Genomic DNA, 21,490 nt, shown 5'->3' on the forward strand with positions numbered 1-21,490 from the left:
CGTGACGGATAAAGCAGGCCAAATCCTACTTTGAAAGCGCGGCAGCGGCGGCGTCAGTCGCCCACGCGGGAAAGAGTGGTGCGGTTGCGGACCAGCCAGCGTTCGCCCGCGTCGTCGGTGAAATCCACTTCCTTGAGCGCCACCAGCGTGTCGCTCGCGCGGGTGGTGGTGACGCGGATTCGGGCGGGGCGATCGTCGTCGGTCCCGGTCTCCTCGCTGACCAGGGTCCAGCGGTTCGGACCACCGGCGCCGGGCTGGAGCGTCAGCCTAGCGGTCGACAGTTCGACGTCGCGGTTCTTGCGGAAGCTGACGCTGCTTTCGCTGACCCCGTCCTTGAGCAGCATGGAGGCGGTGGTGATTCGGACCACGCCGGTCTGGGGGCCATCGTCGAAGTCGGCCACGCGCAGCTGGGTGACGCCGTCGCCGCCGTCGCGCACCTCCACCGTGACCGGCAGGCCGAACCACTTGTCGGCCTGATAATCGCGATATTCGAGCTTGCCGCGCCAGCGACCGACCTGGGAGGCGCGGGCGGCGGCCACGGTCAGCGGCGCGGACGGCGGCGGCGGCGGCGCAGCGGCGGCGAGCAGGACAGCGGCGAAGAGCGGCAGCATGGGGCGTATCCCGGAGGGCAACGAGGGGATCGTGATGCCACCGGAACGATGCCGCCGCCAACCGGTCCGTTGGACCAGCGGCGCCGGGCTCAGGAGTCCGGCGCCGGTTCGAAGGCGGTGAGGATGGGGCAGGGCTTTTCCCGCTCGCGCGCGCATGCCGTGGCGAGGCGGGACAGAGCGGCGCGGGCTTCCTGGAGTTCGGCGATGCGACCGTCGATGGCGGCGATGCGCTGGGTGGCCAGCGCCCGCGCGCGCTCCCGGTCGTCGCCGGCGTCCAGCTCCAGCAGCTCGCGGATCTCATTGAGCGCGAAGCCGGCCGCCTGGGCCGAGCGGATGAAGCGCAGCCGCCGCACATGCTCTTCGCCATAGCGGCGCACCTCGCCATACGGCTTCGGCGGCTCGGCCAGCAGGCCGATGCGCTGGTAGTAACGGACCGTTTCCACCCCCACGCACGCCGCCGCCGCGACCCCGCCGATGGTGTCCGATCTTTTCGCTTGATTCCGTACCATGGTACGGCGGTTACTACCCCTTTCGTCCACTGTTGGACAATAAGGAGAATGACCATGGAGAAGACCCAGAAGCCGACCACCAGCAACTGCGGCTGCAAGTCCGGCGGCGGTTGCCGCTGCAACCCCTGCACCTGCAAGAACTGCACCTGCTAAAGTGCGTATGGCCGCACCCCGGCGCTTGGCCGGGGTGCGGCCCTGTTCCCCTGCATGGCCCTAAGCCGGGGGCGACATGGCCCTTGGCCGTCACCATCTGAGTGACATGGCGGAGGGCGGCCGGCCGGTGTCCGGCCGGGCCTCCCGCGGAACGCAAAGGGAGAAGGGTCATGGCCGAAGCCTATTGGAACGACACGCTGATCGCGAAGAGCGACGACATCGTGACGGTGGAGGGCAACGCTTATTTCCCGCTGGAGGCGGTGACGCCGGGCGTGCTCACCGACAGCGCGACCACCAGCGTCTGCCCGTGGAAGGGTACGGCGTCCTATTACACGATCACGGCCGGCGGCGCCGAGAACAAGGACGCGGCCTGGTATTATCCCGAGCCCAAGGACGCCGCGAAGGAGATCAAAGGGCGGGTGGCCTTCTGGAAGGGTGTCGAAGTCAGGGCCTAGCCCAGCCGCTTGCGGTTGGCCCGCACGCGCTTGCCCGCGATCCGCACCGCGGCGCGAGCGGTGCCCTGCGGGGTTCGGACCTTCCCGCTGGCGAGCGTGCCGGCGAGTTCGGCGCCGGCGGCCATCTTCTCCGCCACCATACGCTCGGCTTCCTTCGCGGCCTTGGGCCCGCCCTGCATCACCGTCAGGGTGCGCAGGCCGATGACGGCGGCGGCATCGGCCATCAGCAAGACGCTGTCGAACCAGAGGCCGGTCCAGGCTGGTTTGGGGTGGCGGGTCACAAAGCTTCTTTTCGTAAGAGAGGCGAAAGTCATGTTTCAACCGAGTGTTCGGCCGTCGCACTCAAGTGTCTCGTATGCACGTTCCGACACTTGATCGAGAGCAGATTATAATCTTGATATCCTATAATGGCCCATCCATCCGCCGATTTGGTAACTGGTTTCGTCGCCAGATTATCAGACTATTACAATCTCACTCAACAGATCGCCGGTCTATTAAGATCCGCACTCTCCGAGGAAAGCCTTAAGTTCCTTATCGTCGAAAGCCGGGTTAAGGATGTTGAGAGCTTCAAGAAGAAGCTCACAAGGCCTGAAAAATCCTACACGAGCTTGTCACAGGTGCCGGACTTGGCAGGTGTAAGGGTAGTTGCGTTTTATCAGGACGACTGCGTGAAGATCGCCGAAATTGTGAAGAGGGAATTCCTAGTCGTTGAAGAGGAACTCTCACATCAACAAGATCAGCTCGGTAGTGATAAATTTGGATACATATCGGCACACTATATTGTAAAATGTGCAGAGGCCAGAAAAGACCTTATAGAGTGGAGAAGAATCGCCGATCTGCAATGTGAGATACAGATTAGAACGGTTATACAACACGCTTGGTCGGCCGTTTCCCACGAGTTACAATATAAAAATGAAGAGGCTTCACGAAAACTGGAGCGCCGTCTTAATCGAATAGCGGGACTTTTCGAGCTAGCTGATGAGGAGTTTGTTGGGCTTCGCGAGCAAAGGAAAAAGCTCGCGATCGAGCGCGAAAAGAATCTAAGCACTAAAAACGCTAAAACGCCCTTAACGGTGACTGCAGTCGCTCGATTTAGTTTGCGTTGGCTAGGTGGGCAGGCCGGACTAAACCGTCTCCGAACAATCGGCTACGAGATCGAAGATACATTCGACAATGATGCGGCTAATCAAGTCATATCCTTGTCAAAGTCGGAGGGAATTGACACTGTTCAAGGTGTCATTCAGGCTGTTGGAGAGTTTGACGTCGACTATATGAAGGCGCAATATGAGGCCGATCGAGCTTCAGGCCTCTGGAGCATAAGTCCATCGTTTGCGCTTGTTCTTCACCTGATTCGACATATGAAGAACAAAATAAATTCAGATCAGCTTATTAGTTTAGGATGGGATAAATCGATTGCAGACAGAGTGATCAAGATAGCCAAGGCTTCTTGATTCTGGCCTGCTAGTTACAAGTTGTTCTCTTCTTACTGATGTAAAACCTCGCTCAAATATTCGCCCCCTTGGCGTCATGCTCCGCGATCAGCTTGTCGAGCTCCGCAATCCGCAGCCGCTCGGGCGTGTCCTTCGCAAAACCCTTGAGGCGGCAGGTGGCCCAGAGGGTCTTGCGCTCGGACTCGAGGCGTTTGCGGTAGAGGTCGGCCATTGGCTCAGTCGTGCTCCCGTCCACCAGCGCCGATGTAGAGCTCGTTGCCGCCTTCGCGGTACTTCGCGCTCATCTCGGCCATGCCCTGCTCGGCTTCGGCGGCGGCGGGCGCCGGGGTGGCGTTGAGCAGGCCGGCGTCTTGCTTGGCCGCGAAGTCCCGGACCTCCTGGGTGATCTTCATGCTGCAGAACTTGGGTCCGCACATGGAGCAGAAATGAGCGGTCTTGGCGCCTTCGGCGGGAAGGGTCTGGTCGTGGTAGCGCTCGGCCGTGTCGGGATCGAGGCTGAGGTGGAACTGGTCGCGCCAGCGGAACTCGAACCGGGCGCGGCTGAGCGCGTCGTCGCGCAGCTTGGCGGCGGGGTGGCCCTTGGCGAGGTCGGCGGCGTGGGCGGCGAGCTTGTAGGTGACGACCCCGACCTTGACGTCGTCGCGGTCGGGCAGGCCGAGATGCTCCTTGGGGGTGACGTAGCAGAGCATCGCGGTGCCGAACCAGCCGATCATGGCGGCGCCGATGCCGCTGGTGATGTGGTCGTAGCCGGGCGCGATGTCGGTGGTGAGCGGCCCCAGCGTGTAGAAGGGCGCCTCGCCGCAGCTTGCCAGCTGCTTGTCCATATTCTCCTTGATCTTGTGCATCGGCACGTGGCCGGGGCCCTCGATCATCACCTGGCAGTCGTGTTCCCACGCCTTTTTGGTGAGCTCACCCAGCGTGTAGAGCTCGGCGAACTGGGCTTCGTCGTTGGCGTCGGCGATGGAGCCGGGGCGGAGGCCGTCGCCGAGGGAGAAGGCGACGTCATAGGCCTTCATGATCTCGCAAATCTCGTCGAAGCGCTCGTAGAGGAAGCTCTCGCGGTGGTGGGCGAGGCACCACTTCGCCATGATCGAGCCGCCGCGGCTGACGATGCCGGTGACGCGCTTGGCGGTCAGGGGCACGTAGGGCAGGCGGACGCCGGCGTGGATGGTGAAATAGTCGACGCCCTGCTCCGCCTGCTCGATCAGCGTGTCGCGGAACAGGTCCCAGGTCAGGTCCTCGGCGATGCCGCCGACCTTTTCGAGCGCCTGGTAGATGGGGACGGTGCCGATGGGCACGGGCGAGTTCCTGAGGATCCACTCGCGCGTGTCATGGATGTTGCGGCCGGTGGAGAGGTCCATCACCGTGTCCGCGCCCCAGCGGATCGCCCAGACCATCTTGTCGACCTCGGCGGCGACGTCGGAGGCGACGGCGCTGTTGCCGATGTTGGCGTTGATCTTGACCAGGAAGTTGCGGCCGATCGCCATCGGCTCGGATTCGGGGTGGTTGATGTTGTTGGGGATGATCGCGCGGCCGCGGGCGACCTCGTCACGGACGAACTCGGGCGTGACGAAGTCGGGGATGGCGGCGCCGAAGCTTTCGCCGTCCCGGGGGGTGTTCAGCGCGGCTTCGCGGCCGAGGTTTTCGCGGTGGGCGACATACTCCATCTCGGGCGTGATGATGCCGCGGCGGGCGTAGTGCATCTGGGTGACGTTGGCGCCGGAACGGGCGCGGAGCACCTTCTTGCGGACGTTGGGGAAGGGCGCGACGCCGCCGCTGCGATCTGGGCCAGCCATGCCATTGTCCTCGGGACGGACCTCACGCTGGGTGACTTCCTCCACATCGCCGCGGGCGCGGATCCAGCCGCTGCGCAGTTCGGGCAGGCCGGCCATGATGTCGATGCGGGCATTGGGGTCGGTGTAGGGGCCGCTGGTATCGTAGAGGGTGACTGGCGGCTCACCGGAGGACGGCTCCAGGATGACCTGGCGCATGGCGACATTGAGCGGCCCCAGGTGGACCTTCCGGCTGCCACGGATAGGGCCGGTGGTGACCTTGAGTTCGGTGCGCGCGGGTATGTCGGCCATGGTATTTATCCTCCCTACGCCGGTGCTAACCGGGCCAGGTTCAACGGGTCTCGGCCGAATGCCGACTCTCAGCCCTCATGGGCTCCCCGGGTGGGCTCATAGAAAGGAAGGGAGCCGCGGGATCAAGCGGAACCGGAGCGAACAGAGGGACACAAGCGCGTCGTGCGGTGTTGAAGCGCCTGTAGTCACAGGGAGAAGATGGAAATGCGCCTCATGATCCTCGCCGCCGGTGCGGCCCTCACGTTGACCGCCTGCGGCGGCAACAAGGCCCAGAATGACGAAGCCAACATGTCGGCCGACAGCAACATGATGAGCACCGATTCCAACATGATGATGGACACCAACATGTCCACGGACGCCAACATGATGGGCGCCAATGCCATGGATTCGAACGCCATGGGCGGCGCCGACGCCAACATGGCGACCAACAGCACGACCGAGAATTCGCTGAAGGAAAAGGACAAGGCCACCCACGATCCCGACACCAATCTCAAGAACGGATTGTAAGTCCCCCACGCGGCCTCATCCCGCCGCGCAACTCGAGCGCCCGCGAACCCCGCGGGCGCTCGATTTTTTTTGTGCTCAGGGGCGACTGGCGGAGGAATCGATACGCCCGTGCAACCAAGCGGGCGGTTAGCTGTTCGGTTGGCCATGAAGCTTATCCTCATCGCCGCCGCCCTGCTTTCGGGCGGCACCGCCGCTTTCGCCCAGACCAGTACCGAGACACAGGATGACACGCCCGACCTGCGGATCCGGGTGGGAGCAGGAGCGCAGACTCGTCCGTCCTTCGTTGGCGCGGACAAGAATGACATCGTGCCGCTGGTGCGGGTCAGCATCGCCAAGGGCGACAACGAGTTCCGTTTCACGGCGCCCGATGACGGGTTCGGCATTCCGCTGTTCACCAGCGGCGGCTTCGCAGTGGGGCCTGTCGGGTATTTCCAGTCGAAGCGCACCAACGAGGACGCGGGCGTTGCAATCGGACCGGTGAAGCGGACAATCGAGGCGGGCGGCTTCGTCGATTATGTGCTGAACGACAGCATCCGCCTGCGGGCCGAGCTGCGCAAGGGCATCGGCGGGCATGACGGCTTGGTTGGGCAGGTGGGTGCCGACAAGATCTGGCGCGATGGCGACAAGTACGTCTTCTCCATCGGTCCGCGGCTGCTGTTCTCGAACGGGCGCTATCAGCGCGCCTACTTCGGCGTGAGCCCGACGGCGGCACTGGCCACGGGCCTCCCGGCCTATCGTCCGGGCAGCGGGCTGCACGCCGTGGCGCTGGCGAGTGGATTGAACCTTGCCCTCAACAAGCAATTCGGATTGTTCGGCTATGGGCGGTTCGAGCGGCTGGTCGGCGATGCCGCCAAATCGCCGTTCATCCGGCAATATGGCTCACGCAACCAGCTCTCGGCCGGAATCGGCCTGAACTACACCTTCACCATCCGCCGCTGAGCCCGCGCGGGTCAGTCGCCCGCGCCAGGCTCCGCCGAGAAATACTTATCGTACTTGCCTTCCTCGCCCTTGTGCTCGTCGGCGTCGGCGGGGGAGTCCTTCTTGCGCGTGATGTTGGGCCATTGCGATGAGAAGGTGGAGTTCAGCTCCAGCCACTTCTCATTGCCGCTTTCGGTGTCGGGCAGGATCGCCTCGGCCGGACACTCCGGCTCACACACGCCGCAATCGATGCATTCGTTGGGGTTGATGACGAGCATATTCTCGCCCTCGTAGAAGCAGTCGACCGGACAGACCTCGACGCAGTCCATATACTTGCAGCGGATGCAGGCGTCGGTGACGACGTAGGTCATGGTTGTTCGAGCTCCTTGTTGGAGAGAGCGCTATTGCGGGGCTGGCGTTCCGTCAACGGGTGGACCTTCGCCGATCTCTTCAAAGGCAAGTCGCGCTTCGGCCGGCGGCCCGCGCCGGGCGGGCAGGCAGAGCACACGGATGACCCGGACCCGTCCGCGCAGGGGAAGCGCGATGACGCTTCCGACCGCGACCTCTTCGGAAGGCTTGTCGACCCGCTTGCCGTCGATGCGGGTGCGGCCCTCGGCCAGTAGCGCCTGGGCCTGGGTGCGGGACTTGATCAGGCGGATGAAGAACAGGAAGCGGTCGATCCGCATCTAGCGCTTGAGGTCCGCCAGGGCTGCGGCGAAGGCGTTGCCGGGCTTGTGCGCGGCGACGGGGCGTTCCTGCCGGCGACGCTGGCCGCGCCAGCTCCACGCCTCGCCCTTGGGCTGAAAACCAACGTCCGCCATCAGGCGCGCGATCGCGGGTTCGTCGAGCCCAAGCGAGGTGGCGAGCTGACGGTCGACGACCTCCCCGCCGCCTGCCGCCCGAATCCTGTGGGCATAAGCGGCGAGGCGATCGGCAAGATCGATGCGAAGCCAGATTTCGCCGACCCGGCGGTAGGCGAGGGCGGCGCCGTGCCGGTCGGCGCTGGCCGGCAGGGTCGCGGCCCCGGGTGGGGGCAGGCTGGGCATCGGCTGGTTGCCGCGAACCGTCATCAACGCCGCCCGCCAGCGCTGCGCTTCGGGTTTGAGCAGGGTCGGCAGGAAGGCGTCGAGCGCACCCAGCCGGACGTGCAGGCGGTAAAGCGCGGCGCGATCATCCTTGTCGAGCTGGCCGATCGGCGCGGCCAGCGCCTTGCGGGGCAAGAGCCCGCCGGCGTCGGCCAGCATGGCGGTGAGCGCGCGCACGGCCGGTCGATGCTGCGGATCGGAGGAGGCGCGGCCCAAGCGGACGAGCTCGCCGAGGTGGCGGGCGACCTGCGCTTCGACCCAGCGTTCGAGGCGAGCGCGCAAGGCGGCGCGCACGGGCGCGGAGAGGCGGTCGAGCGCGCGAGCGGTGCGGACAGCGGGCTCGGTCAGCGAACGGCCGGGGGCGAGGCGAGCGAGGATGTGGCCGTTCCAACCGATCGCGACCGGCTGCCCCGGCTCGGCGGCGAGCGTGAAGAGAGTGTCGTCGCCATCCGCCAGTTCCTTGGCCCGGCGGTCGAGTTCCTCGCCCAGCCGGCGCTCGGCAGCGGCCAGCAGGAGGCGCTTGTCCGCGAGTCGGGCGGTGGGATCGACGGTGAAGTCGAAGCCGGCGAGATGGCCGATGGGTTCCGGACCGACGCTGACCTCGCCGTCCGCGGCCACCGTCACGGGCAGCGCGTCGGCCCCGCGGGCGCCGATGTCGCGGACGAGCACGGCGGTGCGACGATCGACGAAACGCTGGGTGAGGGCCGAATGGAGTGCGTCGGACAGGCGGCCCTCGACCGCGCGGGTCCGCTCGGCCCACCTCGCCGGCTCCTTCAGCCAGTCGGAACGGTGGGCGATGTAGGCCCAGCTGCGAACACCGGCGAGGCGGTCGGCCAGGGCCTCGATATCGCCCTGGACATTGTCGAGGCGGGCGACCTCGGCGGCGAACCAGTCGGCGGCGATATGGCCGCCTTCGCCGATGTAGCTGAATACCCGGCGGACCATGCGGGCGTGGTGCATGGGCCCCACCTTGCGGAAGTCGGGCAGGCCGCAGGCGGCCCACAGGCGGCGCGCCTGCTTGCCGCGCATGGCGGCGACGGCTGGGTCCTCGGCGATGGCCTTGAGCACAGCGAGGTCGATGGACAAGGGCGCGGCCCGGAGCAGCGGATCGCCGCTCTTCTCCTCCAGGCTGGCGATGAGCGCGCGAACGTCGGAGAAGTCGAGGTCGCTGTTGCGCCAATAGAGATGGTCGAGCGGGCGGAAGCGGTGCTCTTCAATCGCAAGCACTTCCTCGTCGCTGAACGCCGCCGCATTGTCACCGCCGAGGCCGAGCGTGCCGAAGCTGCCGTCGCGCTGGTGGCGGCCGGCGCGGCCGGCGATCTGGGCCATCTCGGGGATGGTCAGGCGGCGATCGCGGCGGCCGTCGAATTTCTCGAGCCCGGCGAAGGCGACATGGGACACGTCCATGTTGAGGCCCATGCCGATGGCGTCGGTGGCGACGAGATAGTCGACCTCGCCCCGCTGGAACATGGCGACCTGGGCATTGCGGGTGGCCGGGGAGAGCGCGCCCATCACCACCGCCGCGCCGCCCTTGAACCGGCGCAGCATCTCGGCGAGCGCGTAGACCTGTTCGGCGGAGAAGGCGACCACGGCCGAGCGGGGCGGCAGGCGGGAGAGCTTGACTGACCCGGCGTAGCGCAGGGTCGAGAAGCGCGGGCGGGTGACGATCTCGGCTTCGGGGATGAGGGTGCGGATCAGCGGGCGGAGCGTGTCGGCGCCGAGGATCAGCGTCTCCTCGCGGCCGCGGGCGCGCAGCAGGCGGTCGGTGAAGACGTGGCCGCGCTCCGGATCGGTGCCGAGCTGTGCCTCGTCGATGGCGCAGAAGGCGAAGTCCTGGCCTTCGTCCTGCCAATTGGGGACCGGCATGCTTTCGACGGTGCACAGCCAGTAGCGGGCGGTCGGCGGGGTGATCCGCTCCTCGCCGGTGATGAGGGCGACGCTGGCCTCGCCCTTCATCCGGACGACGCGATCATAGACTTCGCGGGCGAGCAGGCGGAGGGGGAAGCCCATGACACCGCTCGAGTGGGCGCACATCCGCTCGATCGCGAGGTGGGTCTTGCCCGTGTTCGTCGGACCCAGGATCGCCCGCACCGCACCGTCGCCGTTCGCCATGAGCGGATGTGGGGGCATGGGCGGGCGATGTGCAAGAGGATCGTTACGGGGGCGCAGCGGGATACGGTCTTAGCGTGGCGTTAACCCTGATCGGCCAGACCGAGTGCGATGTTTCAGTCGCGCATACTGGCCGCCGACGCGGCGCCGCTGGTCGGGGCCAAGCCTGCACCCCGCCCAAGCTGGCGCGACCTCGATCTGACGGTCGACCTTGGCCGCGACCTGTTCAGCGCGCGTTGGTGGCGCGGGCTGGGGACGTTGCTCTCGCTGGTGGCGTTCGTCGCCTGGCTCGCGCCGGGCTTGGAGCCGCTGACCGGGCCGCGGGCCGAGTGGTTCGACGCGCCGCAGGCCGAGCAATGGGATGCGCTGGGCATCGGCGGGCTGGCGGCGGGGTCGCCGACGGGGCTGCCGATGGCGGAAACGAATGCAGTCACTCCGCTGGCCGAAGCGCCGGTGCGGACCACGGTGGCGCTGGTCGGGGCGATCGGGCCGGGCAATGACGGTCTGACCGGGCTGCTGGTGCGCAGCGGGACGGTGGCGGCGGATGCCGCGCGGGCCGAGGCGCTGGTGCGGTCGGCGGGCAGGCGGCTGGCACCGGGAACGATGGTCAGCTTCACGCTGGGCGCGTCCTTGGCGGGCGGGGCCCGGCCGCTGGAGCAACTGGAACTCCAGGCCGGCATGGACTTGAAGGTGCGGCTGGCGCGGGCCGGCGCCGGGCTGGCGATGAGCACGACGGCCATTGCTGTCGATCGCCGGCCGTTGCGGATCAGGGGCAAGGTCGGCGACGGGCTCTACTGGTCGCTTCGCGCGGCGGGGGCGAGCCCGATGGCGGCGGCGCAATATCTGCAGGCGATTGCGACCCAGATCGAGGTTGGCAGCGGCGTGGCGCAGGACGATCGCTTCACCCTGGTGCTGGCGAATGCCCGGGCGGCGACGGGCGAGGTCGTGACCGGTCCCTTGCTCTATGCCGGGCTGGAACGGGCAATGGGCGCACCGCTGCAACTGGTGAAGTGGAACGGGCAGTGGATCGACGCGGCGAGCAGCACAAGCGCCGCGCCGCGGGTGTCGAGCGGCATCTTCTGGCCGGTGCAGGCGCCGATCACCTCGACCTTCGGAATGCGTTTCCACCCGATCCTGCACTATGCGCGGATGCACAAGGGGATCGACTTCGGCGCCCATTACGGCATGCCGATCGCGGCCGCGGCGGAGGGCCAGGTGATCCAGGCGGGCTGGGCCGGCGGCTATGGCCAGCAGGTGCGGATCGCGCACGGCAACGGGCTGGTCACCAGCTACAGCCACATGAGCCGGATGGCGGTGGCGCCGGGCACATTGGTTCACCAGGGGCAGCTGATCGGCTTTGTCGGCTCGACCGGCCTGTCGACTGGCCCGCACCTCCACTTCGAGACGCTGCGCAACGGCGAGGCGGTCAACCCGATGGGCATCCGCTTCGTCAGCGCGGCCCCGGTCAATCCAGGTGCCAGCGCCGCCATCAGGGCGCGGGTGAAGGAGCTGCTTGGGGGCTGATCGAGGCCACCCATTGCCGAGCGCGGCTGGTGAGCCGTAAGTCGCCGCATGCTGGAACAGTGGGATACCTCCGCGCACGGCAGGCCGGTGCCAGGCTCGCGCTCTCGACCTTGGCTCCTTGCGCCATTGCTGGCGCTCACGTTGCTTGCGTCATGCGGGGAAGAGCGGCGGCCCCCCGCCGCGTTGACCTTCGACCATCTGCCGGTGAGCGGCAGCCTGGCGGACGCGCGGCGGGCCGGCTTCACCGCCTGCCGCCCCGACAACGTCACCATGCGGTGCCGCAAGGAAGGCGTGTTCCTGTGGCGTCACGGGCCATTCAGCGCCGCGGTTGACCTTCATGGCGGTGATGGCGCCGGCGGCTTCGATCACCTGACGCTGTGGCACCCGACGGACCAGAGCGCCTTGGTGGCCGTCACCAGTGAACTTCACAACCAGGGCTGGAGCGAATGCCTGACGCCGGTGGGGAGCAGCTGGGCAGGCCAGGCCATCTACCAGCAGAAAGGTTCGCCGATCTTCGTCGCACTGGATCTGAGCTACTGGAGCATCCGCAGGCTGACGATTTATCCCGCCCGAGGCTCAATCATTCCGCGGTGTCGGACATAGAGGGCGCGGCAGTCAGAGTGCCCGCTTCCGGCCCATTGCGGACATTCGCGTGTCCGCTAGGCTCGCCCGGGATCGGGGGCGCTTTGAATGCATGTTCATCTACCTAAGCCACTGCACGGCTGGCGTGAGTTTGCCGGCGAAGTCGGCATCATCGTATTGGGCGTGCTGATCGCACTCGGAGCGCAGCAGGTCGTCGAGTCTTGGCACTGGAACAACGAGGTTGTTGAATTTCGCGCCGCTCTAGACAGCGATCTAAGCTATGATTTGGGGACATATCAGTACCGGCTTATTCAGGGGCACTGCGTCACGGCCAGGCTTGACCAACTGGAGCGCTGGCTGGAGCGATCTCGCAGTGGAACGGATGGTCGTTTATCGGGGCCGATCAGCTTGCCGATGCGATTGGCGCTACGGATGAGCGCGTGGGAAGCACGCACAGGAGAAGTGTATAACCACATCCCTCTCAAGACCCGGCTCGCTTACGGGGCGGCTTACGACAACCTAGCGAATTTCGAGGACCATTCACTTGAGGAGCGCGCAATTTGGCGCGACATCGGTAACTTCGACGGACTGGCGAGCCTGACCCGTGATGATCAGGTGCGGCTTGGCGGTCTGATCCGCCGCGAGCGCATGCTCGATTTCACCTTCGGGATTAATTGGCCAATCCTCGAACACATCGCTGATCGACTGGATGTCCACGCAGCGCGAGACCCGGAGGACCCCTCGCCACTTAAAGAGTTTTGCCGATCAATCGGCTGAGTGGACGCAGACTTTCGGCTTGGGTCGGATCCGAGTCTCTGCACGCCCATTGCGGACATTCCGTTGAGCGGAACTCGTGCGGCTGCTGCCGCCTTGTCAAACTGAGGTTCAGCTTGGCGGGAGCAGGCGGTTCGGGTCGAGCCGGAGGATGACGATGTCGGTGGTGCTTGCGTTGATGGCGGTTCAGGCGGTGAGCGCTGGCTCGTCCGCTGCTTCGCCCGCGCCTGCCGCCGTCGACAAGAGCCAGGTTGCCGGGCCGCCGGCGCCGCCGAAGCCCAAGCCCAAGCTGCCGGCCTCGCTGACCCCCGCTGGGTGCAGCATCAGCCTGCCGACCGAGCCGGGGGTGATCACGGTCTGCGCGCCGCCGCCGGAGGGCTATCGGATCGATCCCGACGTGATCCGCGCCAAGCAGATCGCGCACAACCACACGCTGCCCAAGCGGCGCGAGCTGCTGAAGGACACGAGCTGCCAGGTGGTGGGCTCGGCCGGTTGCATGAACCCGCCGATGATCAACGTGGTCGGCGCGGCGATGACGGCGGTGAAGATGGTGCAGACGGCGCTGGAAGGCGGGAACGTCGGCCAGTTGCTGGTGACCGATCCGCAGCCGTCGGAATATCAGATCTACCTCGCCGCCAAGGCCGACCGCGAAGCCGACGAGCGGGAGAAAGCCGCGCAGGCAGCGGCGCTGGCGGCCAAGGCGAAGCGGGGTCAGCTCGCGCCTTAGGGGGCAGCTTAACGAGGAAGAAGAAGTGGGTCACGCGGAGTGAAACCGCGTGACGTCGGTCCTGTCAGCCTGCCGGCTGCAGGGCGGCCGCGCTTCGCCGGCTCTTCGCGCAGCTCCGGCGACGCTGGCGCGTCGGCGGCGCTGCGCTCGGCGGCTTAGCGGCCATGCCCCCGCCACCGCTTGATGGTGCGCCCGATGATCTCCTCCTCGCCGCCCGTCTCGCGCCACAGAGCGGCGAAGCTGGGGTCGGCGGAGGCGGGGCGCTTTTCGGGCTCGAGGTCGTCGAAGCGGACGCGGATGGGGATAGCGACACCTTCGCCGCAGACGATGCATTCGCGGTTACGAAGCGCCGGAATGCTGTCGAGGAAACCGCGGGCGCCTTCGGGCATCGCCGCGCGGACGCAGGCCTGGTCTCGGTCGTTGTTGAGACGCATGGAAATGATCGTGCCGCACTGCGACAGCACGCCTTCGGCCAAGTCGGACGGCCGCTGCGTGATCAGGCCAAGCGAGACGCCGTACTTACGGCCTTCCTTGGCGATACGCTCGAGGATCTTGCGGACCGCCTGGCCCTTGGCGCTCTCGTCCTTGGGGACGTAGCGGTGGGCCTCTTCGCAGACCAGCAGCAGCGGGCGCTGCGCCTCGGTGCGCGACCAGATGGCATAGTCGAACACCATCCGGGCGAGCACGGAAACCACCACCGATGTGATTTCCGACGGAACACCCGACACGTCGACGATCGAGATCGGACGGCCGTTGGCGGGCAGGCGGAACAGCTTGGCAAGGAAGCCGCTCATATTGTCGCTGACCAGCATGCCCGAGAACATGAAGGTGTAGCGCGGGTCGGCGCGAAGCTCGTCCAGCTTGTTCTTGAGCCGCTGGTAGGGCGTGGTGTCGCCGGCGCGGTCGAGCTTGCCCATCTCGTTGACCAGCACCTGGTTGAGGTCGGTCAGCAGGTAGGGAATGGGGCTGTCGACGGTGACCTTGCCATATTGTTCGGACGCCTTGGTCTTGGTCCGGGCCGCAAGCAGCACCTTGGCGAGGATGTCGGCGTCGCGCTGGCGCTCGGCCCCGTCGGTGGTGAGGAGCACTTCGCAATGCTCCTCGAAGTTCATCAGCCAGTAGGGCAGCTGGAGGTTGTCGACGTTGAACAGCTCGCCGATGCCCTTGAAGGCCGCGCTATATTCGCCGTGGGGGTCGATCATCACGATGTGACCCTCGGGCGAATAGCTCGAGATGCGGTGGAGGATCAGGGCGACGCTGGTCGATTTACCGGTACCGGTCGAGCCGAGCACGGCAAAGTGCTTGGACAGCATCGGGTCGATGTAGAGGGCGCCGCGGATATCATCCGTCGGGTAGACGGTGCCGATCTCGACGTGGGCGCTGTTGGAGGCGGCGAAGACGGAGCGCAGGTCTTCGGTGGAAACCGGCATCACCGGGCAGCCGGGAATGGGGTAGCGCGTGACGCCGCGGCGGAAGTTGCTCATCCGGTCAGAGCTGTCGCGATCGGCTTCGCCGAGAAAGTCGATCATCGCGCTGATGGAGCCGTCGTCATCCTGCTTCATGGTGCGAACGTTGGCGATCAGCCAGCTTCCGGCGAGCGCCATCTTCACCTGGCTGCCTACCTGGCCCGACATGGCGACGGACTGGTCGGCATGGGTGCTGATGGCCGCCAGACGCGCGGCGTCCATGCGGATTCGTGAACCGGAACCGGCGATCTCCAGCACTGCGCCGATCGGCTCCAGCTTGTGGGCGGGGGCGGGGACGTGACCTCCGGTCGTATCCTCGTCGTTGAAGCTCGAAAGCTCGTCGAGGAATTGCTTGAGACTCGGTTGATCGGTCATCGCTTGGTCCGGCTCCACACACAAAGACGCTTGGGTTCGGAAGCACGGTTAACGCGGGCGCAGTTAAGATTCCGTCACGCACCCCTGCGGCGGAAGGCGGCGGCGGCGGCCCAGCCGAGGAACAGCGACAGGCCGACGGCGGCGAGGCCGTACAGGAAGGCATGGCGGCGGGCGGACTGGGCGACCAGCCGCTCGAACCCCGACTTGCCGACCTGGATCTCCTTGGTGGCGGCGGCGATGACCTTGCCGCGTTCGATCAGGAAGGTTTCCGCCGTGTAGGTGCCGACGGGCACCTGGCTGGGAATGAAGATCCGCGCCCGGTAGAGCACGTTCTCGCTGATTTCGACGCCCTTGGGATCCTCGACATAGAGGCGCTGGCGGCGGCGCAGGTCGAGCAGGCCGGATTCGAACCGCCGCTCCTTGTCGGGCTGGGCCCCGCCGCCGGGAGAGAGCTGCAGGTTCTGGAGGCCAAGCTCGTAAATGGCGGCGGTGCGCTCATCGACGAGCTCGCTGATCGGGCGCGACGAGGCCACGGCATAATAGCCGGGGGCGGAGCGGAAGCGATTGGAGTCGGCGTTGGTCCAGATGCCGGCGATGCGCTGCTTTTCGCGCACCATGATCGGCTGGACCGGGCCCTTGAGGACCACCACGATGTCGGCGGGGCGATCGGGCACCCGGCCGCGCGGAAAGACGATGGCGCCGAACAGCAGCAGCTGAGCGCCGGTGAAGCTGTACTGGATGTCGATCCGGCGGGCCGAGATGTCGGGCACCAGGATCGGCGTCGACTGCGCCATCAGCAGCGGCGCCAAGAGGAGGAGGGCGAGGCGGCGGATCACAGATATTCGATCGAGAAGATCTCGTCCGGGCGATAGGTCAGGCCAAGCGCGACGCGCAGCGCCACCATCAGGATGATGACGGCCAGGCTGAGGCGGAGGAGGTCGGGCTTGATGCGGGTGGTGAGGATCGCGCCGATCTGCGCCCCGACCACGCCGCCGACGAGCAGCAACGCGGCGAGCACGATATCGACCGAATGGGTGGTGAGCGCGTGGAGCATGGTGGTGGCGGCGCTGACCGCCAGGATCATCACCAAGCTGGTCCCGACCACGACCCGCGCCGCCATGCCGAGCAGGTAGATCATGGCCGGCACCAGGATGAAGCCGCCGCCGACGCCGAGCAGCACGGTCAGCATGCCGGCGGCGAACCCCAGGAGGGCTGGCGCGATGGGGGAGAGGTACAGGCCCGAGGCGTAGAAGCGCCAGCGGCCAGGCAGGCCCGCAACCCAGCGGTTGTGGCGCGGGCGGCCCTGAACGGGCGCGGCCACCTTGACCCAGCCGAGCGCGATCAGTGCATCGCGCAGCATCAGGATGCCGATCGAGCCCAGCAGCAGGACGTAGAGGACGCCGATCACCGTATCGATCTGTCCGCTGGTCTGGAGCAGGCGGAAGATGATCGCCCCCACGCCGCTGCCGACGAGGCCGCCGGCGATCATCACTCCGCCCATGCGCAGGTCGACGCCGCCGCGGCGCATATGGGCGAGCACGCCCGACACGCTGGCACCGGTCAGCTGGGTGGTGGCACTGGCGACCGCGACGCTGGGCGGGATGCCGTAGAAGATGAGCAAGGGAGTGGTGAGGAACCCGCCGCCGACGCCGAACAGGCCCGACAGGATGCCGACCAGGAAGCCCAGCGCCACCATCAGCAGCGCATTGACGGACATGCCGGCGATCGGGAGGTAGATGTCCATGGGTCGAGCCTTGCTAGCGGCAAAGCGTGGCGGGACAAAGCCCGGGTGCAATCCTCCGTTCGGGTCGAGGGCAGGCGTGGATCGAACCGTTGGCCTGGCGGGTTCACACGGCACAAAAGGAGAGCGGCGATGAAGTATCGGAACCTGGGCGACAGCGACCTGCAGGTGTCGGAGATCAGCCTGGGATCGTGGCTGACCTACGGGGTCGGCGTCGAGGCCGACAAGGCGCGGGCGTGCCTCGACACGGCGTTCGACCAGGGGATCAACTTCATCGACACCGCCAACGTCTATGGTCGGGGAGCGGCGGAGAGCTTCCTGGGTGAGGCGCTCAAGGACCGGCCGCGCAACAGCTATGTGCTGGCGACCAAGCTGTTCTTTCCAATGAGCGACTCCGATCGCGGCCTGTCGCGCGAGCAGGTCGAGAAGCAGCTGGACGCGTCGCTTGAGCGGCTGGGCACCGACTATGTCGATCTTTACCAGTGCCACCGTTACGACTGGGACACGGACCTCGACGAGACGCTGGAGGCGCTGACCGCCGCGGTGGACAGCGGCCGGGTGCGCTACATCGGCTTTTCCGAATGGCCGGCCGAGCGGATCCAGGCGGCGCTCGACAATGGCACCGCGCGCAAGTTCGTCTCGAGCCAACCGCAGTACAGCCTGTTGTGGCGCGAGCCGGAGCGGGAAGTATTTCCGCTGTCGATCGCCAACGGGATCGGCCAGATCGTCTGGTCGCCGCTGGCGCAGGGCGTGCTGACCGGGAAATATGATCCGGACAGTCCGCCGCCGCCGGGCAGCCGTGCGACCAGCGAGGAAATGGGCGGGTTCATGGACCGGCTGATGCAGAAGCCGGTGCTGGAAGCGGTGCAGCGGTTGAAGCCGCTGGCGGCGGAGGCCGGTCTGACGCTGACGCAATTTTCGCTGGCCTGGGTGCTGCGCCGGCCCGAAGTGTCGAGCGCGATCATCGGCGCATCGCGGCCGGAGCAAGTGATCGAGAATTGCGGGGCAAGCGGCGCAAGCGTCGATCCGGCGCTGTTCGCGCGGGCCGAGGAGATTCTGGCGGAGGCGCTGCAGCCCGCCTGAGCCGTCATTGCGAGCGCAAGCGAAGCAAGCCACGTTCCCGTTGCGAAGTGGATTGCTTCGTCGCTGCGCTCCTCCCAATGACGAACGGTCATGGACCCGCGTTTCGCTCACGTCACCGACTGGATCTTCGATCTCGACAATTGCCTGTACCCGGCGTCGACCGGGCTGTTCGGGCTGATCGACGAGCGGATGCAGGCCTACATCCAGCAGCTGAAAGGCTGCGACCCGGTCGAGGCGAAGCGCGTGCAGAAGGCGCATTTCCACGCGCATGGCACGACCCTGGCCGGCCTGATGGCCGAGCATGACATCGACCCGCAGCATTTCCTCGACGACGTGCACGACATTCCGCTGGACCGGGTAGCGCCCGACGAGCGGCTGGTGCGCGGGTTGGGTCGGTTGCCCGGGCGCAAGTTCGTCTTCACCAACGGCGATGCGCCCTACGCGCGGCGGGTGCTGGAGCGGATCGGCGCGTCCGAGCAGTTCGAGCAATTGCACGACATCATCGCCTCGGAACTGAGGCCCAAGCCGGACCCGCATGGCTACCGGCTGCTGTGCGCCAACTTCGGCATCGATCCGGCGCGCGCCTGCCTGATCGAGGACATGGCGCAGAATCTGCGGCCGGCGAAAGCGCTGGGGATGACCACCGTGTGGGTGGACAATGGCTCCGAGCGTGGCAACCACGATGCCGAGCCGGGCCATATCGACGTACGCATCGAGAATGTCGGTGCGTGGCTGGAAGAGTTGCTGGGAGACGGGAATTGAGCGAGCTTCAGGGGATCATCGACGGCGCGTGGGAGCAACGGGACCAGCTCGACCTCGATTGCAAGACGTTGCGGAGCTCGGTGGAGCAGGCGCTGCAGCTGCTCGACAGCGGCACGGCGCGGGTAGCCGAGCCGACGGCCGAGGGCTGGCAGGTCAACCAGTGGTTGAAGAAAGCGGTGCTGCTGAGCTTCCGGCTGAACGCCATGGAGACAATCTCCGGCGGTCCGGGCGGGGCCCACTGGTGGGACAAGGTGCCCAGCAAGTTCGAAGGGTGGGGACCGGAGGAGTTCAGGGCGGCCGGCTTCCGTGCCGTGCCGGGCGCGATCGTCCGCCGAGGCGCCTTTATCGCCCCCAACGCGGTGCTGATGCCGAGCTTCGTCAACCTCGGCGCCTATGTCGGCGAGGGCGCCATGGTCGATACGTGGGCGACGGTCGGAAGCTGCGCGCAGATCGGCCGCAACGTCCACATCTCGGGCGGTGCGGGGATCGGCGGAGTGCTGGAGCCGCTGCAGGCGGGGCCGGTGATCATCGAGAACGACTGCTTCATCGGCGCGCGCTCGGAAGTGGCCGAGGGCGTGGTGGTCGAAAAGGGCGCGGTGCTGAGCATGGGCGTGTTCCTGGGTGCGAGCACCAAGATCGTCGATCGGGCGAGCGGCGAGGTGATGTACGGCCGGGTGCCGGCCTATTCGGTGGTGGTGCCGGGCAGCCTGCCGGGCAAGGACGGCGGCCCGAGCCTCGCCTGTGCGGTGATCGTCAAGCGCGTGGACGAGCGCACCCGGTCCAAGACCAGCATCAACGAGCTGCTTCGCGACTGACCTGCGGCAACCGGCGCAGGCGCTCAGAATTGATGCGAAGCCGTTATAATGAAAAGGAAAAAACTCCATAATAATAAGTTGACGGCTGATGAACTTCCGGACAGCTTTCGTCGCCTAGCCGGTCACCACGACTGGCGGTGGAGGAAGTGATTCGATGACCTTGCCCCGTACTGTAAAGCTTACCGTCGACAGCGATCCCGCCGATTTCAGCCTCGATCCGTTCGGCGGGACGGGTGCAACCTGGCGGGGCAAGAAGATCCTGCCACTGACCGGACCCAATAGCGTCACCAGTCACCTGGACTCGGGCGAAACGCTCAAGGCCTCCAACGGCGTGATCACCTACACCTTCCTCGACCTCGCTCACCTTACCGGGTTGTACAACAACCCGAACGCGGGCTTCACCTCGGCGTTCGGCCTGTCGGCTTACTCGCCCGCTCAGCAGGACGCGGCCCGCGCCGCCATACGGCTGTGGGACGACCTCATCCCGCAGAGCTTCCGTGAGACCAATGGGCAGGGCGCGGACATCGTCTTCGCCAACTCCCTCGATCCCGCTCAGGCTTATGCCTATTATCCGGGGCACCGGGGCTGGAAGTTCCAGAGCGACGTCTTCACCGCGGACCCCAACGATCCGGTCAACGGCAACTGGACCAACAAGTGGTTCACGCCGGGCGGATACGGCAACACCACGCTGGTGCACGAGCTTGGCCACACGCTGGGACTGTCGCACCCGGGAGCCTATAATTACGACGCCAACGTGCCCCAGACCTATGCCGGGCTGGCCGAATATGCCCAGGACACCAACCAGTATACGATCATGTCCTACTGGAGCTCGTCACTGACGGGCGCGCGGACGATCAATTGGTCGACGCTGACCAACAACAACGCGCAGACGCCAATGCTGCACGACATCTTCGTCATCCAGGAGAAGTATGGCGCGGATCCGACCACGCGCGTCGGCGACACGGTCTATGGCTTCAACTCGACCGCCGGGAACGCGGTGTATGACTTCACCAAGAACCCCTTCCCCTACCTGTCGATCTACGATGCGGGTGGGAACGACACGATCGATGCGTCGGGCTTTACCGTGTCGCAGTTCATCGACCTGCACGCCGGCTCGTTCAGCTCCATCGGCGGCGCGGTTCCCAGTGCGGCGGACGTCAACGCCGCCCGCGCCGAGCTGTCGGTGCTTGCCGGCGCCGATCTCGGCGGAACGACGCAGGCGTCGCTGACCGCGACGGCGAACAGCTACATGAACGCCAACGCCGCCAGCATCGCTGCCGACACGGGCGTCAGCGGCATCGCCGCGACCGAATATCAGAACTTCTCCATTGCTTATGGCGTCACGATCGAGAATGCGACCGGCGGTTCGGCGCGCGACCTGTTGTGGGGCAATGACGTCGCCAACGTCCTCAAGGGCAATGGCGGCAACGACGTGCTGCGCGGTTTTGGTGGCAACGACGAGCTGTGGGGAGGTGCGGGCAACGACACGTTCGTGTTCGACAACGACAAGTCGACCGACACCATCAAGGACTTCGCCACCGGTGCCGACAAGATCGACCTGCGCGGCGTCGCGGGCGCGACCAGCGGCTACGTCTCGTACAATGCCGCGACCCACACGCTGGGCATCGACACCGACCATAATGGCGCGGTGGACATGACCATCATCGTGCTGGGCTCGGATGTGACCCTTGCCTCGGACGTGCTGCTTCACGCCTGAGCGTCGACAAGAGTGACGGAAAGGGGGCTCCGCCGGTTCGTC

At 66.1% G+C, this 21,490-nt stretch carries 23 protein-coding genes and 1 riboswitch; of the genes, 12 read left to right on the forward strand and 11 right to left on the reverse strand.

Going from position 1 to position 21,490, the window contains the following annotated elements; translation table 11 throughout:
• Window positions 1-53 precede the first annotated feature (53 nt).
• A complete protein-coding gene (locus M8312_RS10810; RefSeq protein ID WP_250117699.1) occupies window positions 54-611 on the reverse strand; it encodes a hypothetical protein in 558 nt (185 codons plus the stop codon).
• 89 nt (window positions 612-700) lie between these two features.
• Window positions 701-1,120 (reverse strand): MerR family transcriptional regulator, encoded by a 420-nt coding sequence (locus M8312_RS10815; protein WP_250117700.1) that lies wholly within the window; start codon window positions 1,118-1,120, stop codon window positions 701-703.
• 323 nt (window positions 1,121-1,443) lie between these two features.
• Between M8312_RS10815 and M8312_RS10820 the strand changes: the two genes are divergently transcribed.
• Window positions 1,444-1,728 carry a DUF427 domain-containing protein gene (locus M8312_RS10820; protein WP_250117701.1) on the forward strand — a complete coding sequence of 95 codons (285 nt, stop codon included), beginning with the start codon at window positions 1,444-1,446 and terminating at the stop codon, window positions 1,726-1,728.
• On the opposite strand, the gene M8312_RS10825 is transcribed toward M8312_RS10820, so the two are convergent.
• The gene (locus tag M8312_RS10825; protein ID WP_250117702.1) at window positions 1,725-2,009 is read right to left on the reverse strand and encodes a hypothetical protein; all 285 of its coding nucleotides are present in this window, start codon (window positions 2,007-2,009) and stop codon (window positions 1,725-1,727) included. The genes M8312_RS10820 and M8312_RS10825 overlap by 4 nt on opposite strands.
• A 126-nt stretch (window positions 2,010-2,135) precedes the next feature.
• Between M8312_RS10825 and M8312_RS10830 the strand changes: the two genes are divergently transcribed.
• Window positions 2,136-3,179, forward strand: a complete 1,044-nt coding sequence (locus M8312_RS10830; protein WP_250117703.1) for a GTP pyrophosphokinase — start codon at window positions 2,136-2,138, stop codon at window positions 3,177-3,179.
• Between the two features lie 52 nt (window positions 3,180-3,231).
• Here the strand turns inward: M8312_RS10830 and M8312_RS10835 are convergent, their stop codons facing one another.
• The gene (locus M8312_RS10835) at window positions 3,232-3,390 is read right to left on the reverse strand and encodes a hypothetical protein (RefSeq protein ID WP_250117704.1); all 159 of its coding nucleotides are present in this window, start codon (window positions 3,388-3,390) and stop codon (window positions 3,232-3,234) included.
• 4 nt (window positions 3,391-3,394) lie between these two features.
• The gene (thiC, locus tag M8312_RS10840; RefSeq protein ID WP_250117705.1) at window positions 3,395-5,263 is read right to left on the reverse strand and encodes a phosphomethylpyrimidine synthase ThiC; all 1,869 of its coding nucleotides are present in this window, start codon (window positions 5,261-5,263) and stop codon (window positions 3,395-3,397) included.
• Window positions 5,258-5,362, reverse strand: a riboswitch (TPP riboswitch). It overlaps the preceding gene by 6 nt.
• A 105-nt stretch (window positions 5,363-5,467) precedes the next feature.
• Here thiC and M8312_RS10845 point away from each other — a divergent pair.
• Both M8312_RS10845 and M8312_RS10850 read left to right on the forward strand, forming a co-directional pair.
• Window positions 5,468-5,770 carry a hypothetical protein gene (locus M8312_RS10845; protein WP_250117706.1) on the forward strand — a complete coding sequence of 101 codons (303 nt, stop codon included), beginning with the start codon at window positions 5,468-5,470 and terminating at the stop codon, window positions 5,768-5,770.
• A gap of 144 nt (window positions 5,771-5,914) precedes the next feature.
• Entirely contained in the window at window positions 5,915-6,709 is a 795-nt protein-coding gene (locus M8312_RS10850; protein ID WP_250117707.1) for a MipA/OmpV family protein, read from the forward strand.
• Window positions 6,710-6,720: 11 nt separating this feature from the next.
• Here the strand turns inward: M8312_RS10850 and fdxA are convergent, their stop codons facing one another.
• Genes fdxA through M8312_RS10865 form a run of 3 tightly spaced genes read right to left on the reverse strand, consistent with a single transcriptional unit; the run spans window position 6,721 to window position 9,885 of the window.
• Window positions 6,721-7,059 carry a ferredoxin FdxA gene (gene fdxA, locus M8312_RS10855; RefSeq protein WP_250117708.1) on the reverse strand — a complete coding sequence of 113 codons (339 nt, stop codon included), beginning with the start codon at window positions 7,057-7,059 and terminating at the stop codon, window positions 6,721-6,723.
• Window positions 7,060-7,089: 30 nt separating this feature from the next.
• Complete coding sequence (locus M8312_RS10860) at window positions 7,090-7,374, reverse strand: RNA-binding S4 domain-containing protein (protein ID WP_250117709.1); 285 nt, start codon at window positions 7,372-7,374, stop codon at window positions 7,090-7,092.
• Window positions 7,375-9,885: a helicase-related protein gene (locus M8312_RS10865; RefSeq protein ID WP_250117710.1), complete on the reverse strand. Its 2,511-nt coding sequence runs from the start codon at window positions 9,883-9,885 to the stop codon at window positions 7,375-7,377.
• 108 nt (window positions 9,886-9,993) lie between these two features.
• Between M8312_RS10865 and M8312_RS10870 the strand changes: the two genes are divergently transcribed.
• The 4 genes from M8312_RS10870 (at window position 9,994) to M8312_RS10885 (ending at window position 13,489) form a co-directional block, all read left to right on the forward strand.
• Window positions 9,994-11,406, forward strand: a complete 1,413-nt coding sequence (locus tag M8312_RS10870; protein ID WP_250117711.1) for a M23 family metallopeptidase — start codon at window positions 9,994-9,996, stop codon at window positions 11,404-11,406.
• Window positions 11,407-11,589: 183 nt separating this feature from the next.
• Window positions 11,590-12,009 (forward strand): hypothetical protein, encoded by a 420-nt coding sequence (locus M8312_RS10875; protein WP_250117712.1) that lies wholly within the window; start codon window positions 11,590-11,592, stop codon window positions 12,007-12,009.
• A gap of 87 nt (window positions 12,010-12,096) precedes the next feature.
• A complete protein-coding gene (locus M8312_RS10880) occupies window positions 12,097-12,765 on the forward strand; it encodes a hypothetical protein (RefSeq protein WP_250117713.1) in 669 nt (222 codons plus the stop codon).
• 148 nt (window positions 12,766-12,913) lie between these two features.
• Window positions 12,914-13,489 (forward strand): hypothetical protein, encoded by a 576-nt coding sequence (locus tag M8312_RS10885; RefSeq protein WP_250117714.1) that lies wholly within the window; start codon window positions 12,914-12,916, stop codon window positions 13,487-13,489.
• Between the two features lie 155 nt (window positions 13,490-13,644).
• Here M8312_RS10885 and M8312_RS10890 read toward each other — a convergent pair whose 3' ends face one another.
• The 3 genes from M8312_RS10890 to M8312_RS10900 all read right to left on the reverse strand — a co-directional run bounded on the left by M8312_RS10890 (window position 13,645) and on the right by M8312_RS10900 (window position 17,074).
• Window positions 13,645-15,330, reverse strand: a complete 1,686-nt coding sequence (locus tag M8312_RS10890; protein ID WP_250117715.1) for an ATP-binding protein — start codon at window positions 15,328-15,330, stop codon at window positions 13,645-13,647.
• 74 nt (window positions 15,331-15,404) lie between these two features.
• A complete protein-coding gene (locus tag M8312_RS10895) occupies window positions 15,405-16,124 on the reverse strand; it encodes a TIGR02186 family protein (protein ID WP_502957461.1) in 720 nt (239 codons plus the stop codon).
• A 38-nt stretch (window positions 16,125-16,162) separates the two neighbouring features.
• Window positions 16,163-17,074 (reverse strand): sulfite exporter TauE/SafE family protein, encoded by a 912-nt coding sequence (locus tag M8312_RS10900; RefSeq protein WP_250117717.1) that lies wholly within the window; start codon window positions 17,072-17,074, stop codon window positions 16,163-16,165.
• Window positions 17,075-17,203: 129 nt separating this feature from the next.
• On the opposite strand from M8312_RS10900, the gene M8312_RS10905 reads away from it, so the two are divergent.
• From M8312_RS10905 to M8312_RS14450, 4 genes are all read left to right on the forward strand, one after another.
• Window positions 17,204-18,154 carry an aldo/keto reductase family protein gene (locus M8312_RS10905; RefSeq protein ID WP_250117718.1) on the forward strand — a complete coding sequence of 317 codons (951 nt, stop codon included), beginning with the start codon at window positions 17,204-17,206 and terminating at the stop codon, window positions 18,152-18,154.
• A 90-nt stretch (window positions 18,155-18,244) separates the two neighbouring features.
• Window positions 18,245-18,916 (forward strand): pyrimidine 5'-nucleotidase, encoded by a 672-nt coding sequence (locus M8312_RS10910; protein WP_250117719.1) that lies wholly within the window; start codon window positions 18,245-18,247, stop codon window positions 18,914-18,916.
• Window positions 18,913-19,731: a 2,3,4,5-tetrahydropyridine-2,6-dicarboxylate N-succinyltransferase gene (gene dapD / locus M8312_RS10915; RefSeq protein ID WP_250117720.1), complete on the forward strand. Its 819-nt coding sequence runs from the start codon at window positions 18,913-18,915 to the stop codon at window positions 19,729-19,731. Before M8312_RS10910 ends, dapD begins: the two co-directional genes overlap by 4 nt.
• A gap of 154 nt (window positions 19,732-19,885) precedes the next feature.
• On the forward strand, window positions 19,886-21,448 hold the full coding sequence (locus M8312_RS14450) for a M10 family metallopeptidase C-terminal domain-containing protein (RefSeq protein ID WP_284070177.1): 1,563 nt from the start codon (window positions 19,886-19,888) through the stop codon (window positions 21,446-21,448).
• Window positions 21,449-21,490: the final 42 nt, after the last annotated feature.

The sequence above is a fragment of the Sphingomonas sp. KRR8 genome (genome assembly GCF_023559245.1).
In the GTDB taxonomy this organism is placed as follows: domain Bacteria; phylum Pseudomonadota; class Alphaproteobacteria; order Sphingomonadales; family Sphingomonadaceae; genus Sphingomicrobium.

Bases quoted from the DNA above. Each gene is read 5' to 3' on its own strand.
- M8312_RS10810 (WP_250117699.1), bottom strand. From the start codon at position 611: ATGCTGCCGCTCTTCGCCGCTGTCCTGCTCGCCGCCGCTGCGCCGCCG.
- M8312_RS10815 (WP_250117700.1), bottom strand. From the start codon at position 1,120: ATGGTACGGAATCAAGCGAAAAGATCGGACACCATCGGCGGGGTCGCG.
- M8312_RS10820 (WP_250117701.1), top strand. From the start codon at position 1,444: ATGGCCGAAGCCTATTGGAACGACACGCTGATCGCGAAGAGCGACGAC.
- M8312_RS10830 (WP_250117703.1), top strand. From the start codon at position 2,136: ATGGCCCATCCATCCGCCGATTTGGTAACTGGTTTCGTCGCCAGATTA.
- M8312_RS10835 (WP_250117704.1), bottom strand. From the start codon at position 3,390: ATGGCCGACCTCTACCGCAAACGCCTCGAGTCCGAGCGCAAGACCCTC.
- thiC (WP_250117705.1), bottom strand. From the start codon at position 5,263: ATGGCCGACATACCCGCGCGCACCGAACTCAAGGTCACCACCGGCCCT.
- M8312_RS10845 (WP_250117706.1), top strand. From the start codon at position 5,468: ATGCGCCTCATGATCCTCGCCGCCGGTGCGGCCCTCACGTTGACCGCC.
- M8312_RS10850 (WP_250117707.1), top strand. From the start codon at position 5,915: ATGAAGCTTATCCTCATCGCCGCCGCCCTGCTTTCGGGCGGCACCGCC.
- fdxA (WP_250117708.1), bottom strand. From the start codon at position 7,059: ATGACCTACGTCGTCACCGACGCCTGCATCCGCTGCAAGTATATGGAC.
- M8312_RS10860 (WP_250117709.1), bottom strand. From the start codon at position 7,374: ATGCGGATCGACCGCTTCCTGTTCTTCATCCGCCTGATCAAGTCCCGC.
- M8312_RS10865 (WP_250117710.1), bottom strand. From the start codon at position 9,885: ATGGCGAACGGCGACGGTGCGGTGCGGGCGATCCTGGGTCCGACGAAC.
- M8312_RS10870 (WP_250117711.1), top strand. From the start codon at position 9,994: ATGTTTCAGTCGCGCATACTGGCCGCCGACGCGGCGCCGCTGGTCGGG.
- M8312_RS10880 (WP_250117713.1), top strand. From the start codon at position 12,097: ATGCATGTTCATCTACCTAAGCCACTGCACGGCTGGCGTGAGTTTGCC.
- M8312_RS10885 (WP_250117714.1), top strand. From the start codon at position 12,914: ATGACGATGTCGGTGGTGCTTGCGTTGATGGCGGTTCAGGCGGTGAGC.
- M8312_RS10890 (WP_250117715.1), bottom strand. From the start codon at position 15,330: ATGACCGATCAACCGAGTCTCAAGCAATTCCTCGACGAGCTTTCGAGC.
- M8312_RS10895 (WP_502957461.1), bottom strand. From the start codon at position 16,124: ATGGCGCAGTCGACGCCGATCCTGGTGCCCGACATCTCGGCCCGCCGG.
- M8312_RS10900 (WP_250117717.1), bottom strand. From the start codon at position 17,074: ATGGACATCTACCTCCCGATCGCCGGCATGTCCGTCAATGCGCTGCTG.
- M8312_RS10905 (WP_250117718.1), top strand. From the start codon at position 17,204: ATGAAGTATCGGAACCTGGGCGACAGCGACCTGCAGGTGTCGGAGATC.
- M8312_RS10910 (WP_250117719.1), top strand. From the start codon at position 18,245: ATGGACCCGCGTTTCGCTCACGTCACCGACTGGATCTTCGATCTCGAC.
- M8312_RS14450 (WP_284070177.1), top strand. From the start codon at position 19,886: ATGACCTTGCCCCGTACTGTAAAGCTTACCGTCGACAGCGATCCCGCC.